This is a genomic window from Candidatus Defluviilinea gracilis (genome assembly GCF_057138825.1).
In genome coordinates this window covers 1-14,594 of record NZ_DBNHEF010000068.1, presented here as the reverse complement: position 1 = coordinate 14,594, position 14,594 = coordinate 1, and the positions used below count along the sequence as shown (strand labels likewise).

The 14,594-nt window shown below is 55.2% G+C and carries 12 protein-coding genes; 3 read left to right on the top strand and 9 right to left on the bottom strand.

Annotated features, from left to right (window positions below):
* Positions 1–239: 239 nt before the first annotated feature.
* On the top strand, positions 240–4,085 hold the full coding sequence (locus AC16KF_RS11015; RefSeq protein WP_484037363.1) for a sensor histidine kinase: 3,846 nt from the start codon (positions 240–242) through the stop codon (positions 4,083–4,085).
* 13 nt (positions 4,086–4,098) lie between these two features.
* On the top strand, positions 4,099–4,782 hold the full coding sequence (locus AC16KF_RS11010; protein WP_484037362.1) for a response regulator: 684 nt from the start codon (positions 4,099–4,101) through the stop codon (positions 4,780–4,782).
* A 42-nt stretch (positions 4,783–4,824) separates the two neighbouring features.
* Here AC16KF_RS11010 and AC16KF_RS11005 read toward each other — a convergent pair whose 3' ends face one another.
* The 3 genes from AC16KF_RS11005 to AC16KF_RS10995 all read right to left on the bottom strand — a co-directional run bounded on the left by AC16KF_RS11005 (position 4,825) and on the right by AC16KF_RS10995 (position 6,455).
* Entirely contained in the window at positions 4,825–5,388 is a 564-nt protein-coding gene (locus AC16KF_RS11005) for a DUF2087 domain-containing protein (RefSeq protein ID WP_484037361.1), read from the bottom strand.
* Positions 5,389–5,527: 139 nt separating this feature from the next.
* The gene (locus AC16KF_RS11000; protein WP_484037360.1) at positions 5,528–5,905 is read right to left on the bottom strand and encodes a GIY-YIG nuclease family protein; all 378 of its coding nucleotides are present in this window, start codon (positions 5,903–5,905) and stop codon (positions 5,528–5,530) included.
* The gene (locus tag AC16KF_RS10995; protein WP_484037359.1) at positions 5,895–6,455 is read right to left on the bottom strand and encodes a DUF2087 domain-containing protein; all 561 of its coding nucleotides are present in this window, start codon (positions 6,453–6,455) and stop codon (positions 5,895–5,897) included. Before AC16KF_RS10995 ends, AC16KF_RS11000 begins: the two co-directional genes overlap by 11 nt.
* 185 nt (positions 6,456–6,640) lie before the next feature.
* On the opposite strand from AC16KF_RS10995, the gene AC16KF_RS10990 reads away from it, so the two are divergent.
* Positions 6,641–7,558: a branched-chain amino acid transaminase gene (locus AC16KF_RS10990; RefSeq protein ID WP_484037358.1), complete on the top strand. Its 918-nt coding sequence runs from the start codon at positions 6,641–6,643 to the stop codon at positions 7,556–7,558.
* A gap of 55 nt (positions 7,559–7,613) precedes the next feature.
* On the opposite strand, the gene AC16KF_RS10985 is transcribed toward AC16KF_RS10990, so the two are convergent.
* The 6 genes from AC16KF_RS10985 to AC16KF_RS10960 form a co-directional block, all read right to left on the bottom strand.
* A complete protein-coding gene (locus AC16KF_RS10985) occupies positions 7,614–8,357 on the bottom strand; it encodes a hypothetical protein (protein WP_484037357.1) in 744 nt (247 codons plus the stop codon).
* Between the two features lie 22 nt (positions 8,358–8,379).
* The gene (locus tag AC16KF_RS10980) at positions 8,380–9,270 is read right to left on the bottom strand and encodes a peptidylprolyl isomerase (RefSeq protein ID WP_484037356.1); all 891 of its coding nucleotides are present in this window, start codon (positions 9,268–9,270) and stop codon (positions 8,380–8,382) included.
* A 129-nt stretch (positions 9,271–9,399) separates the two neighbouring features.
* Positions 9,400–11,052, bottom strand: a complete 1,653-nt coding sequence (gene groL, locus AC16KF_RS10975) for a chaperonin GroEL (RefSeq protein ID WP_484037355.1) — start codon at positions 11,050–11,052, stop codon at positions 9,400–9,402.
* Between the two features lie 85 nt (positions 11,053–11,137).
* Positions 11,138–11,440: a co-chaperone GroES gene (groES, locus tag AC16KF_RS10970; RefSeq protein WP_484037354.1), complete on the bottom strand. Its 303-nt coding sequence runs from the start codon at positions 11,438–11,440 to the stop codon at positions 11,138–11,140.
* A 215-nt stretch (positions 11,441–11,655) separates the two neighbouring features.
* Entirely contained in the window at positions 11,656–13,122 is a 1,467-nt protein-coding gene (locus AC16KF_RS10965) for a tetratricopeptide repeat protein (protein WP_484037353.1), read from the bottom strand.
* A complete protein-coding gene (locus AC16KF_RS10960; RefSeq protein WP_484037352.1) occupies positions 13,119–14,375 on the bottom strand; it encodes a tetratricopeptide repeat protein in 1,257 nt (418 codons plus the stop codon). The genes AC16KF_RS10965 and AC16KF_RS10960 overlap by 4 nt, the downstream gene beginning before the upstream one ends.
* Positions 14,376–14,594: the final 219 nt, after the last annotated feature.

Genomic DNA, 14,594 nt, shown 5'->3' with positions numbered 1-14,594 from the left:
AGCATGACTAACCTGCGCACATCATACCTACCCCGGAAAATTCAAGCATCCGCCTCGAAGCGTATTTCCCACCCGCATGAGTGATGGTTTGGGTTCCCTCGCAGAGATCATCGAACGTAGTATTCCCCTCGCGCGCCTGATCTGGAAAAACCCCTCCTCCGAGGGATATGGCGCTGTGCCTCCAGCCGAATAAAATCGGCTTCATACACGATACGGAATACGGGTCTATAATTAACACCATGCGCAGGATTTGGACGAGGCGATTCGGTTTCACCATCGGGATTCTGTTGCTCCTCTCGCAGGCTTCCTGCGCCGGGCGGGCAACGCCTCAAACCGCGCCTCAACCTGAATCGCCTGCGACCAGCCTCCCCGTCCGACCGGACCGCCTCTCCCCCGCCGACCTGCCCGCAATCTGCAATTGTGTCCCGCGCTTCGATACGCTCGGCATCGAGCAGGGACTCTCGCAAAGCTCCGGGCGAGTCATCTTTCAAGACCGTCAGGGATTTCTCTGGATCGGCACCGAGGATGGATTAAATCGTTACAACGGGTACAACTTCACCACCTTCAAGCGCGACCCCGGCAACCCCAACAGTATCAGCGACGGTTGGATCAACGATATTGTCGAAGACCACGATGGGTACCTGTGGATCGGCACGCGCCTGGGCGGGTTGAACCGCTACGATCCGCGCGCGGGCACATTTACTCATTTTCAACATACCGAGGGGAATAGCGCCAGCCTGGCAGACGACCATGTGACCGCGTTGCTGATCGACAATGAAAACCAACTTTGGGTCGGCACCTTGAGCGGGTTGGATCGGTTCGACCGGGAGACGCAAACCTTTCACCATATTCCATACCATGTCCCTCAACCCAGCACAAACGACGATCTGATCGTCACTCCAGAGCTGGATTCAGACGCGGAAAAAAACCAGGATGAAGCAAAGCCGGTGACCAGGTCTAAAAAACTGAGTAGCAAAAACATCAGCGCGTTGTTTCAAGATTCTGAGGGATTCATTTGGATCGGCACTCTCGATGGCGGCTTGAACGTGTTTGACCCGCCCTCCGAAACTTATACAAATTATTTGCCAGCGCCCGATTACCCTGGCAGTATCAGTAGCGGTCGTATCACTTCCATCGCGGAGGGGATCGATGGCGATCTGTGGATCGGCACACAAACCGGGTTGAACGTCTTCGACCCGGTGGAAGAAAAGTTCACCTCCTTTATGCACGATCAGGATGAGCCGCAATCGATCATCAGCGACGCCATTAACGTCCTGCGCATCGACGGCTCGGGAAATCTATGGATCGGCACACCCGAGGGACTGGACCGCATGAGCGCGGATCGTTCCCATTTCATCCACTATCGCAACGATCCAACCTTTCAACGGAGTATCAGCAATAACAGTATCCTCGCCATCTACGAAGACCGGGGAGGCGTGCTGTGGTTCGGGACGCACGGGGGAGGGATCAATCGCTACGACCGGGAACGCGACAAGTTCGCCTACTACCGCCACGACCCAGACGACCCGAACAGCCTGAGCGGGAATTTTATCTTTCCCATTTATGTGGATGATGAAGGCTATGCCTGGATCGGCACTTCAGACGCCGGGCTCAACCGTTTCCAATGGGAAACAGGCGCGAACAAAAAATACTATAACAACCCGCAAAACCCGGACAGTATCAGTTCCGATACGATCATCTCGATCTTCCAAGATAGCGATGGCATCCTCTGGGTTGGCACCACCAACGGGCTGGACCGGTACAACCCGGCGCTGAATTCTTTTACCCACTACCGCCGCGACCCCACCGACCCGGAGAGCATCAGCGCCAACTTCGTATACGCCATTTTCGAAGACAGCCGCAAACAACTTTGGGTGGGCACTTTCGTCGGGTTAGACCGCTTCGATAAGACCACCGGCGTGTTCACGCATTTCCGTTCGGACCCTGCCGACGAATCCACATTGAGCGGCGCCAAACCGCTCGCCATTGCCGAGGATAGCCGGGGCTATTTATGGATCGGCACCGCCGAAGCCGGGCTGAACCGCATGGACCCGGTCACCAACGAGGTAAAACAGTATCAGCACAAACCCACCGACCCGTCCAGTTTGAGCGGAGATTCCATCCTTTCCATCTACCTCGACTCGAAAGACAGGTTATGGATCGGCACCGCCGGAACCGGCTTGAATCTATATCACCCCGAAACCGATTCGTTCACTCACTATGTGGAAAAAGACGGACTACCCAACGGGTCTGTGTACGGAATCCTCGAAGACGGGGATGGGCGCCTCTGGATGAGCACCAATTACGGCATCGCCCGCTTCGACCCGGATACCGAAACCTTCCGCAATTACGATCGCGGCGATGGGCTACAAAGCAATGAATTTAACTCGAACGCGTTTGCGAAAGGAAAAAACGGCGAATTTTACTTCGGCGGAATCGACGGCTTGACCGTCTTCCACCCTCTCGAAATCACGGATAGCGCATACCCGCCGCAAATCTCCTTGTTGTCGCTCGACCAGGAGGGCCAGTCGCTTGCCGGCAACTCAAGCGTGGAAACACTGCGCGAGATCACCATCGCCTACCCGCAAACTTCGTTCGAGTTTGAATTTGCCGCCCTCAGTTTCAACCAACCCGGCAAAAATCAATACGCCTACACTCTCGAAGGCTTCGACACAAATTGGCATTTCATCGGCGCCCGGCGCAACGGGCGTTATACCAACCTGCCCGGGGGAACCTACACCCTGCTATTAAACGCCTCCAACAGCGACGGAGTCTGGAGTGAAACACCCACCCGCATTAAGCTGACGGTCATCCCGCCCTTCTGGCAAACCGTCTGGTTTCGCGCGCTCATCGCGGTATTTGCGGCGTTCGTGGTCGCGGGCGGGGTCCGCTTGCGGACAAAATCCATCCAGGATAGAAACCGCGCTCTGGAGCGTCTCGTAAAAGAGCGAACCTTCGCGCTGGAAACCAGAAACCGCGAAATGGAAGCGCTCTATCAGGCAGACGAGCGCATCCTGCGCAACGTCAGTTTGAATCAAGTCTTTCAAACGCTGGTCGATGTGGCAGTGGACATGCTCAACGCCGACCGAAGCGTGGTCTTTGCCTGGGATGAAAAACGAACTCGCGTGACGCCGCGCGTCAGCCGAGGCTTCGCGCCCGCAACGCTCAACGTCCTTGAATTTGAAAAAGGCGAAGGGATGATCGGCGAGGTGCTTGAGACCGGGCAACCGGTGATCGTGCGACAAATTGAGTTGAACGAATTTCAACCGAATATTCGCCAGGCGCTGATCGACGAGGGCATTCGCTCCTTCGCGCTAATCCCCATCACCGTCGATCGGAAAATCGTCGGCGTGTTCAAGGTCGGTTTCACCTCGCCCAACCTGATCGGCGACGACATCACCCGCCTGTTCTCCGCGATCACCCAGCGGGCGTCCATCTCGATCGCCAACATGGAACTCTTCGAACAGACCAAAGACCTGGCGGTCATGGAAGAACGTAACCGCCTCGCGCGCGACCTGCACGATTCGGCAAAGCAAAAAGCATTTGCCGCGCTTGCCCAACTGGGAACCGTCCGCAGTCGTTTGAACGGCAACGGCGACCCGGTCTCGATGCACCTCAGCGAAGCGGAAAATCTCGTCAGCGATGTGATTCAAGAATTAACCTTCCTCGTGCAGGAGATCTACCCGATCGCGCTACAAGAAAAAGGGTTACCCGCCGCCCTGCGCGACTACATCTACGAATGGGAGAACCGCAACGACACCACCATACAGTTGGTCAACCGTGGCGAGCGTCGCCTCCCCCTCGAAATGGAGCAAGCGCTCTACCGCGTGGCGCAAGAGGCGCTTGCCAACGTGGCGCGACACAGCAAAGCTCGCCGCATGGATATTTCCCTCGTCTATAATCACGACTCAGTGCAACTCTCCCTCGCCGACGACGGATGCGGTTTCGACCTTGAAAAAAAATCATACGGCATGGGCTTGCGTTCGATGCGCGAACGCGTAAGCAGTATTCACGGAACGGTGCAAATCCAAAGCGCGCCGGGACACGGAACAAGGATCCTGGTACAGGCGCCAATCAAAAATTGAGAAGGAAGCGGCTATGGCACAAAATAATCAAAACAACCGAATCAGCGTCATCATTGTGGACGATCACGAGGTGGTGCGGAACGGAATCCGTTCCTACATCGAAACCGTAAAAGAATTTCAGGTGGTTGGCGAAGCCGCCTCCGGCGAAGCCGCGCTCAAACTGATCTCTGATTACATCCCCGATATCGTTCTCCTTGATCTTATCATGCCCGGCATGGACGGCGTGGAGACTACGCGGCGCATCAAACAGATCAGCCCGCGCACGCAGATCGTGGTGCTGACTTCCTATCACGAGGATGTGCACATCTTCCCCGCGTTGAAGGCAGGCGCGATCTCCTATATCCTGAAAGATATGAAAATGGAAAAGTTGGTAGAGGCGTTACACCGCGCCGCGCAAAAAGAAGTGACATTGCATCCGCTGGTGGCGGCGCGCGTCCTGCAAAACATCCGCAGTGAGAACGGCGACGAACAGCCGCTCTTCACCGAACTCACCGAACGCGAACTGGATGTGCTGCGCCTGATCGCCAACGGAATGACCAACAGCCAGATCGCGGAGAAACTGGTCATCAGCGAGAACACAGTCAAGGGACACGTGAGCAACATCCTCAGCAAACTGCATCTCGCCGACCGCACGCAGGTCGCAGTGTACGCCTGGCAAAAGGGACTGGTCAACCGCGAGCAACTCGCGCGAAAATAAAGATGTAGAAAAACAGCCACAGCATAACCTGGGGCTGTTTTTCTATATCCTCCAATACTCTCCCCCACCGCCTTCGCGTTTCATCAAGCCCAATCCTACTAATTCGCGCCGCAACGTCGCTGTATCTTCATGATATTGCGCAAGGATTTCATTGACGCGTTTTTCACTGTAGCGCTTTCCCACATCGAACGCTTTCACCACGTAGCGGAGGATGGCATCGAATTTCTTGCGTTGCGACGGAAACGCCTTCAACGTTCCATCGCGGCGGGAATAATCTTTGATCACTTTTTTATCGTAAGCATCCGCATCCACATCCGCGACGACGGTCGAAAGTTCAGCTTGCGAGAACATGCTCCGCGATCTTGCCTCCAGCGTCTTACGATCCAATTGATACACGGTGTAATAACTTTCAGCGCGCGAGGTGACCAACCCCGCCTCGGCGAGCCGCGCCAAATGATGCGATACGGTGGATGGCTTGAGATTCAACAGCGCGGCAAGTTCCTCCACACTGTATGATTTCTCCGCCAGCAGACCGACGATCTTGAGGCGGTTCGCGTCTGCCAACGCTTTGAAAAATGTGACGAGTTCTTCGCTTGAGTTTGTCATGTTTTTTTACTGCGAAGGCTTGCACTGAGCCTGCCGAAGTGGCACGAAGGTCACTAAGGATGGACGAATGATGAGCGGATCGCCTTCTCATAGGTTTTCCCTTTGTGTTCTTTGTGACCTTTGTGGTTAAAAGCTTTCCTTATGCCTCACGGATCCTTGCATTGAGGTTATAACCGCGCTCGTCAAACGGCTGGAGTTTCTCCAGCCAGATCATCTCCAGGATGGTTAACTCATCTTCCAGATTGAAATTCGGATCATCCCTCCGTTGTACTTCTTCCAATATTTCAAAAGCAAATTTTTCGGCGCCCAGTTCATTCCAATCTTGTTGCAGGACTTTATTGGTATGACTGCCAACCTTCAGCATGAATCGATGCCGGTTGAGCGGTCCTTCCAAATTCAAACTGCTTCCAAGCAAAACTTTTCCATTGACAAGATTTTTCACTTGATACACGCCAGAGGGTTTGACGCGCTCCGCATATTCGCGGTTGAGTTCTCTTCTCGATTTCTTATTGTCCATCTTTAACTCTCCAATATTTCGACCCGTTGCTCTCACGCGCCATGAGACCGTGATCCACAAGATCGCGGCGCAGGGAGGCGACATCCACGTGAAAACGGCGCAGGATGGTGTTCACTTCCTTTTCGGTGTAATTTGCGTCGAAGGCGAAAACATCCACGACAAAGTTCAAAAGGATGACCAACTTTTTCGTTTCCAGCGGAAATTCCTTAATCGTTCCATCCGCATTGAGATACGCCTTCAACACTTTGCGGACATCCTCGGGCTGTTCCTGGTATTGCGGGCGACTATCTTTCAACTGTCCCCGCGCCAAAGACTCGACAGCCTTCTCGTCTAATTCGTACATCCCATCCGTTTCGCGGACAATGCCCGCGCGAACAAGAAAAGACAGATGCTGGAGCACGTCTCGCGCCGGGGCGTGCAATTGTTCGGCGATCTCGCTTTGCGCAGCAGGTCCATGCGCCAGCGCGCCGATCACGCGCAAGCGTTCGGCGGACGCCATCGCTTTGACAAAATCCAAAACTTCGGGCTGGGCATTCATGGTTCCGCTCACTTAATCTAATTCGATATTTATCGAATTAGATTTTAATAGGATTCCGTCACACGTCAAGAGCAGAAATGCCGACCCGTTGAGTCCAGCCCGCTATTTTGAATCAGCCGTAAGGGCGATTGATTCGGAGTCCTCAGGTATAATCCGCCCGTAAGAGTCGGTCCCAATCTCATTTTTTGGAGGCGCACGTGGATCTCTCGAAGCACGCTTATTTTGAAGGCAAGATCGTTCCCCTGTCTGAAGCAAAAATTAGCATCGCCGCGCACGCATTTCTGTATGGCACATCAGTGTTCGGAGGCATGCGCGCATTTTGGAACGAGGAGAAGAAGCGTCTCTTCGTTTTTCGCCCCTACGATCATTTTCGCAGACTGTTGCACTCCGCGAAGATGATGTCTATGAAAACGGGGTACGATGAAGAAAGCCTGATTCAAGTGACACTCGATCTTCTCCGAACGGACAACTGGAAGCAGGATATTTATTTCCGCCCCACGTTTTACAAGGCAGACCTGGGCATTGGCGTGCGCCTGCACGATATCAAAGATGAGTTCAGCATCTTTGTCATGGGGTATGAAAAATACGTGAAGAACGACACCGACGCGCATGTGACCTTCTCCTCATGGCGCCGGGTGGACGATAACGTCATCCCTGCTCGCGCTAAAGTGGCGGGCGCGTACGTCAATTCTTCGCTGATCAAGTCGGACGCCATACAATCGGGGTTTGACGAGGCGCTCGTGCTCGATAACAACGGTCACGTTTCTGAAGGCTCCGCCATGAATGTCTTTATGGTACGCGATGGAGCGCTGGTCACGCCGCCCATCACCGATAATATTCTCGAAGGCATCACCCGCAGAACGGTGATCGAACTTGCCCGCCGCGAATTGGGAATCGACGTGGTGGAACGCTCGATCGATCGCACAGAAGTGTATATCGCCGAAGAAATGTTCTTCGCCGGCACCGCCGCAGGCGTGACCGGCATCACAAAGGTGGACCACCGCCCCATTGGAAGAGGCGTAATGGGTCCCGTCACAACTCAACTGCGCGCGCTGGTGGATGATGCCGTGCGGGCAAAGCTTCCAAAGTACGAACATTGGAATGTGGCTGTGTAATAAAAAGCAGGAGACCCATATGGGTCTCCTGTTTTTCAATGGACAAATCGATCGATTACTTATTCTTCTTGAAACGCACCAGAACAAGATTTTTTCCGCAGTCGGCAGACGTGGGGACGGAAATTTGATCGGAAAGCGGCAAGCCATTTAAGTCTACGAGTTGAACATATAGCGCGGTCGAAGCGACCGGGGCGTTGCCCAACGCAAATTCAAAACCCGATGGGCCATATTCCTTGTTGATGCCGCTGACGGTCTGCATCTCGATGGTCTTGCCGTCCAGTATGCCTCGCAACACGATCACCTGACCGTAGATGTGGCTGTTATTAACATCCACCACCGTGCCGCCAATGCCCGCCCAATTGCACGCAAATTCAGGATGCACTACGGTGCTTTCCACCTGTTGGGTTGTGGCGCCGAAGGGAGCTTTGGGTGTGCGGGTGGCGGTGGGCGGTTTGCGCGTGCGCGTGGGCGGAATGAGCGAGAACGGCGTATTGGTTGAAAATGGGGTGAAGGTCGGGCGCGGCGTATCGCTGGCGGTCAGCGCAATGGTTGGGCTGGCAGTCCATGTCGCTTGCAACTGAAGCGGGGTGACGGTGGGCGTGGCTGTTTTCGGTCCCAATCCGCTGGGAGGCAAAATATTCAACTCTGAATTCGGATCGACGAACACCATGCCAAAGTAGATCACAAGACAAACGGTGGAAAGCAACATAAGGATCGAAAGAAAATCCCATACCTCAAGCTTTCGCCCTCCGCCGCGCGATCCCGATTGTTTGCCGTCGAAATTAAAATCATCACTCATCAAATTGCTCCGTATAGCGAAACTACTGCGTCACGATCACAGCGGATTGACGTTGCTCCGCGACCCAATGCTTCAGCGCAAGTTCCTGCAACGATAACAAGGCATCCGGCGAAAGCGGGCGCGCCGGGTCGCGCGCCAGAATTCTCAAAATATGGAAGCCAACATCTGTGGCGATCACATCCGTGTGTTCGCCCACTGCTAAATTAAACGCGGCGTCTTCGATCTCTTTATTGAGCAAATAGCCTCGCGGCACCCAGCCGAGATCGCCGCGCGTGACCGGGTCGGCTTTCAACGCGAGGTCGTCAAAGTCGCTTCCGCCGTTCAATTGCAGGAGAAAACTTCGCGCTGTGTCTTCATTATAGAGCAAAATCTGCTGGAGGTGGACTTGCTCGGCTGTGGCAGGCACGGATGAAATGATTTTGTCACGCATCCAGGCGGATTCGACCGCGCGCTTCAACGCGGACTGGAAGGCTGGGTCGCTGTACCCATGACTCGTTTTCCACGCTTCGAGCGCGTCGGCTCCGCCAAGTTGTTGTGTCAGCGAATCGATGCGCGCTTGCAGGGCGGCGTCATCGAGGGTAAAGCCCTCCGCGCGGGCGGCTTGCGCAAGGAGCATTTGCGCCACGAGATCGTCGATCACCGCGCTGGTTGCCGTCGCCGAATCGGCCGGGGCGCCGAGCGCGGCTTGCGCGTTGATGTAATCCGCCACGTCCGCGTTGAATTCGACGAGGGTGACTCCTTCGCCGTTGACAGTTAACGCAAGCGGCTCTGGTGTGGAGGTCGGAGGCTCAGGCGTGGAGGTTGCTGAGGGTGTGTCAACAGGCTGAACCGTCGAGGGAGAAGCGCATGAAGTGAGTCCGAGCGCGAGGATGAGAAATATCCAGATGAAGTTGCGGCGATGAGGTTGAGGCATTATCCCCCGATTATAAATTAAATATGCAGGGGCAGACTTGCGCGTCTGCCCCTGCATAAATCGATCGTTCGGAGCGCGGACTTGAGTCCGCACACGAAGCGGACTGAAGTCCGCATTCCGGATTGGCTCTTAGTAATCCATTCCACCGGGCGGCATGGCGGGAGCGGGTTTATCCTTCTCGGGCATGTCGGTGATGAGCACGTCGGTGGTGAGGATCATCGAAGCGATGGAGGCGGCATTTTCAAGCGCGCCGCGCACCACTTTGACCGGGTCAATCACGCCGGCTTCGATCATGTCCACATACTTGTTGGTGAGCACGTTGTAGCCGATGTTCTTGTTTTTCTTTTCGGCGGCGGTGCGGCGGACGGTGTCGATGATGACGGAACCATCCTGCCCGGCGTTGGAAGCGAGTTTGCGGATCGGGGCTTCGAGCGCCTTCTTGACGATGTTGATGCCCACGCGGACTTCGCTGTCGTCGTCGCCGTTCTCTTTGGCAAGTTTATCCAACTTGGAGGCGGCATTGATGAGGGAAATTTCACCGCCGGGGACGATGCCTTCTTCCACTGCGGCGCGCGCGGCAGAGAGCGCGTCTTCCACGCGATGTTTCTTTTCCTTCATTTCGGTTTCGGTGGCTGCGCCCACGCGAATGATGGCGACGCCGCCGCTCAACTTGGCGAGGCGTTCCTGAAGTTTTTCCTTGTCGTAGTCGCTGGTGCTTTTATCGATCTCAGAGCGGATTTCCTTGATGCGGCCCTCGATGTCCGCCTTCTTGCCTTTGCCGCCAACGATGGTGGTGTTCTCTTTGTCGGAGACGACTTTCTCGGCGCGACCCAAATCTTGAAGGGTGGCGGTTTCGAGTTTGCGGCCCGTCTCTTCGGCGATCACGGTTCCGCCGGTGAGCTTGGCGATATCTTCGAGCATGGCTTTGCGGCGGTCGCCGAAGCCGGGGGCTTTGACAGCCAGCACGTTCAACATGCCGCGTAGTTTGTTGAGGACGAGTGTGGCGAGCGCTTCGCCGTCGATATCTTCGGCGATGATGACGAGTTCGCGCTTGCCGATCTGCACGAGTTTTTCGAGCAAGGGAACGATGTCTTGCGCGGCGGAGATCTTCTTCTCGTTGATCAACACGTACGCGTCGGAGATCACCGCTTCCATCTTCTCGGTGCTGGTGATGAAGTACGGGGAGAGGTAACCGCGATCGAACTGCATCCCTTCGACGAATTCGGTTTCGAATTGCAGGGACTTCGACTCTTCGACGGTGATAACGCCGTCTTTGCCGACTTTGTCCATCACATCGGCGATCAAGCCGCCGATCTCTTCGTCGGCGGCGGAGTTGGTCGCGACGGAGGCGATGTCGCCCTTGGTATCGATCTTCACCGACATCTTGCGGAGTTCTTCCACGATGGTTTCGGTGGCGAGTGAAATGCCGTGCTTGAGGAGCATCGGGTTGTAGCCGGCTTCAAGCGTCTCCAAGCCTTCTTTGACGATGGCATGAGCCAGCACGGTCGAGGTGGTTGTGCCGTCGCCGGCGATGTCGTTGGTCTTCGACGCGGCTTCTTTAAGAAGTTGCGCGCCCATGTTCTCGAACGGGTCTTCGAGTTCAATTTCCTTCGCAACGGAAACGCCGTCGTGAGTGACGGTCGGGGAGCCGAATTTGCGATCGATCGCCACGTTGCGGCCCTTCGGTCCGAGGGTTGCGCCGACCGCGTTGGCAACCACGTTCATACCGTTCTTGAGTTTGCGGCGGGCGTCTTCTGAAAAGACAATTTGTTTAGCAGCCATAGTAATAATCCTCCGGGTTGTGTGGCGCGCGCTCTAGCGTCTAACGCGCCCGGCGTTAGAGAACGCCGATTACACAGTATGTTTGTTAGCCTTCAACGATGGCTAAAATATCGTTCTCTTTGAGGATGAGCAGTTTCTTGCCATCCACTTTCACTTCGGTGCCGGAATATTTCGCGTACAGCACTCGGTCCCCCACTTTGACGTCCATGGCGATGCGCTTGCCGTCTTCGTCGCGCTCGCCGGGTCCCGCCGCAAGGATTTTGCCTTCCTGCGGTTTTTCCTTTGCGGTTTCGGGAAGGATGATGCCGCCGGCAGTAATATCTTCCTGCTCGATCGGCTCAACGATCACGCGTCCGCCAAGGGGCTTCAACTTCAATTTGCTTGCCATCTTTCTGCCTCCTGATTGGAATTTAGAATATTCATGAAATTAGCACTCTGCTTGCACGAGTGCTAAACGCAATAATACTCATTTCAAGAGGGCAAGTCAAGGGGATTGTAAAAATTCTTATGGAGTTCTGATGCCGCCCCCACCCAGCCCTCCCCCAAAATCCGACGAACCCCAGTCGGATTTTGGGGGAGGTGCCGCTTCAGCGGCGGAGGGGGTCAAGGCGTCGGGGTTGCAGTGACTCCCCCACCCGCTTCACTCGGGACGGGTGAGGCTGGCGCGCCATCGTCAGCCAACGACGCGCAGATGAATTCTCCCGTTTGCACAATGCCGAGGATCGTCTGTTGTGAATCAGCATAATCGTCCGGATTGTTGCGGAGTTCAGTCCGCACATCGTTCAGTACTTTCATCGCTTCGCCGCATTGATTAGCCCTCGGGCGGCTCAACGCGGACAAGACCGACCCATAAGTGTAGTAATAAACAATGGTATTCGGCGAAATCGCAAGCCCCGGCACATCGACCGGGTTCTCGTTGAGGTCGGGGAAACAACGTTCCAGTCCGCGCCCTTTGCACGAATCTTCACCGGAGCAACCATAGGTCGCGCACTTAAAGGAGAAGATCGAACCTTCATAATTCCGGGAGCGAAAGTATACGATCCCCAACTGTCCGTAAATATCGGGGTTCGACGGTTCATATTCCAACGCTTTTTGCACGTTACGCGCGGCGGCAAAATATTCGCCCAACTGTGAATACGTCCGCGCAATGGACAAATGCGGACCCGGGTCTTTGACTTTGATCTGTTCATTAATCCGCACCGCTTTATCAAAATACTCCAGCGACTTTACATACGTGGGACGCGCCGCCTCGATGCCTTGTCTATTTGCAATATCGAACGCAAGGATGCGGTAGTTTGCCCCGGCGCGGGTGTATAGGAACGTAAAATTCGGCTCGATGGCGATCGCCTTGTCCCATTCGGTGATGGCAAGGTTGTATTGACCGAAGGTTTCCAGCACTGCCGCATTCACGCGGTGAACGTCCATGAGGGTATCGTCCTGCGCGAGCGCTTGCTTAATGGTCAAATCCGCCTGGTCCCATTTCTGCTGATCGAGCAACACTTCAGCGTAGTACACCAACGCCAGCGTGTTGGAATTATCCAACTGCAACGCGGTTAATGATTCGGCCTCCGCGTCGCGCAAGAAATCTTGCACTTCTTCGGTGGTGCGAAAGTTGGAGTTGGCGTTCCAGTCCAACGTGAACGCGCGGATGGCGTGCGCGGTGCTATCATCCGGCGCAAGTTCAACGGCTTTGGTCGCCGATTCGAGCGCCTCAGTGAGACGCGCCTTTTTCTGCTCGTTGGTAATGAGGAAGGCAGACGAATACGTTTGGATACGCGCCAGTTTTGCCCACGTTTGGGCGTCGCCGGGGTTCACGTCCACAGCCGCGCGGTAGGCTTGAATCGCCGCGTCCACGTTCCCCGCGCTGAAGTAGGCTTCCCCTTCCAAGATCAACGATGCGGGTGAACGAGTGGGAGTCGGCGTGTTTTGAAAGAGCGGTTGAATGTCTCCACTGCTGATCTGCTGAAGAATCCAGATCCCGCCGAGGAGCATCACCACCCAAATGAACATGCGGTAGATATTCGACTGCGGCTTGCGGTTGAAGAGCGGACGACGCGGTGAAATATTCATGGCGTGGGAGTTGTAGACGGAGGCGCGGCGGAGGTCGCCTCTGCGCTTGCCGGTGTAGATGTGCTGGCGGGCGGGTTGGCAAGATTCTCTTCACAGATGCGAATCATTTCGCCCGCGTTGAACACTGCCGTTTCATCGGTTGGAATCTTGGATTGGATCTCCTGGGCGATCTGTAATGCCTCGCCGCATTGACCGGTACGCGCCAGGGCGAGTCCGTAGGTGTAATAAATCTCCGCCAATCGAATATCATTTCCGACGAGCGAAAGACCTTCGATGGGGCTTCCATCTTCCGCCGCGCCGCCGAAAATGGCGAGGCGCAGTTGCGCGATCGCCTCTTTCCATAGATCGTTTTGATAATACATCACGCCAAAGTTGCCGCGCAAACGCGGGTCCACCGGGTTGTTTTGCACGGCGGTCTCGGCGTATTGCAAGGCTTTAGGCAATTCGCCTGTCCCCGCATAGGTGCGCGAAATATACAGGTCGGGGTAGGGGTCGGCGGGGTTCAGCACATCGGCGCGCGTGAACGCGTCGATCGCCTGAGAGGGCGCGCTGATGGCGCGATAGTTCAACCCGATCCGCAAATGCAAATCGGCGATATTGTCGTTATACGATAATGCCTGTTCGAATTCGCGGATCGCCTCATCGTAATTATCCGTTACCTCCAACAAAATGCCGCGCGCGCGGTGCGCTTCCATGGTGTCGGGGGCGAGAGCCAGCGCCACTTTCGATTCTTCAATCGCCTTTGTAATGTTATCGAACGAGCCAGAGTCGACAAGGATCTCTGTGTAATACGCGTGGACAAGCCCATTATTCGGGTCGATTTGCAACGCTTCCTCGATCCAACGGAGCGCATCGGAAGTATTGCCCTGCGCGTTCGCCGCCCAGGCGCGCACCGCGATCGCCAGCGCGTTGCCGGGGTCGAGCAATAACGCGTTCTCCGCGTTGGCTTGCGCGTCGGCAGGTTTGCCAGCCAACACTTGCACGCGGGCAATGGCAATATATAACGCCGCATCCTGCGGCGACGAGCGGATCGCCTCCTGATACGCCTCGATGGATTGGATGAACTTGCCTTCGGTGGCAAGCTGGTCGGCATCGGTCACGAACGATTCGGCGGAACGGGTGGGCGTTGGGGTCGCCTCGAACGGGTTTGGCTGGGTTGGCAAATAGATTTGATTGAAGTAATAGCCGAATGCCGCCACCAACAGAAAAACGATCCAGCCAAAATAATTTGGGCGGCGTTTGCGGCGGTTCATACTCCACTTACTGCTTCTCGGTAAATACATAATTTCATATTACCATGAAAAAATGAAGGAGCATTAAGGCGAGGAAAGTGGAAAGTGGAAAGTTAGGGCGATTGCATCTAAATTGAGGTAAAAAAGGGCTATCTTGAAGGAGGTAGCCATGACAAAGAAGCCATTGGAGGCGATCGCCGAGCATTTTAGCAAAGTGAGCGATCCGCGGGTGGATCGAAC

Excerpts from the sequence above, each read along its gene's own strand:
- groES (WP_484037354.1), bottom strand. The coding sequence starts at position 11,440 with ATGGCAAGCAAATTGAAGTTGAAGCCCCTTGGCGGACGCGTGATCGTT.
- AC16KF_RS11010 (WP_484037362.1), top strand. The coding sequence starts at position 4,099 with ATGGCACAAAATAATCAAAACAACCGAATCAGCGTCATCATTGTGGAC.
- groL (WP_484037355.1), bottom strand. The coding sequence starts at position 11,052 with ATGGCTGCTAAACAAATTGTCTTTTCAGAAGACGCCCGCCGCAAACTC.
- AC16KF_RS10965 (WP_484037353.1), bottom strand. The coding sequence starts at position 13,122 with ATGAATATTTCACCGCGTCGTCCGCTCTTCAACCGCAAGCCGCAGTCG.
- AC16KF_RS10980 (WP_484037356.1), bottom strand. The coding sequence starts at position 9,270 with ATGCCTCAACCTCATCGCCGCAACTTCATCTGGATATTTCTCATCCTC.
- AC16KF_RS10985 (WP_484037357.1), bottom strand. The coding sequence starts at position 8,357 with ATGAGTGATGATTTTAATTTCGACGGCAAACAATCGGGATCGCGCGGC.
- AC16KF_RS10960 (WP_484037352.1), bottom strand. The coding sequence starts at position 14,375 with ATGAACCGCCGCAAACGCCGCCCAAATTATTTTGGCTGGATCGTTTTT.
- AC16KF_RS11005 (WP_484037361.1), bottom strand. The coding sequence starts at position 5,388 with ATGACAAACTCAAGCGAAGAACTCGTCACATTTTTCAAAGCGTTGGCA.
- AC16KF_RS11015 (WP_484037363.1), top strand. The coding sequence starts at position 240 with ATGCGCAGGATTTGGACGAGGCGATTCGGTTTCACCATCGGGATTCTG.
- AC16KF_RS11000 (WP_484037360.1), bottom strand. The coding sequence starts at position 5,905 with ATGGACAATAAGAAATCGAGAAGAGAACTCAACCGCGAATATGCGGAG.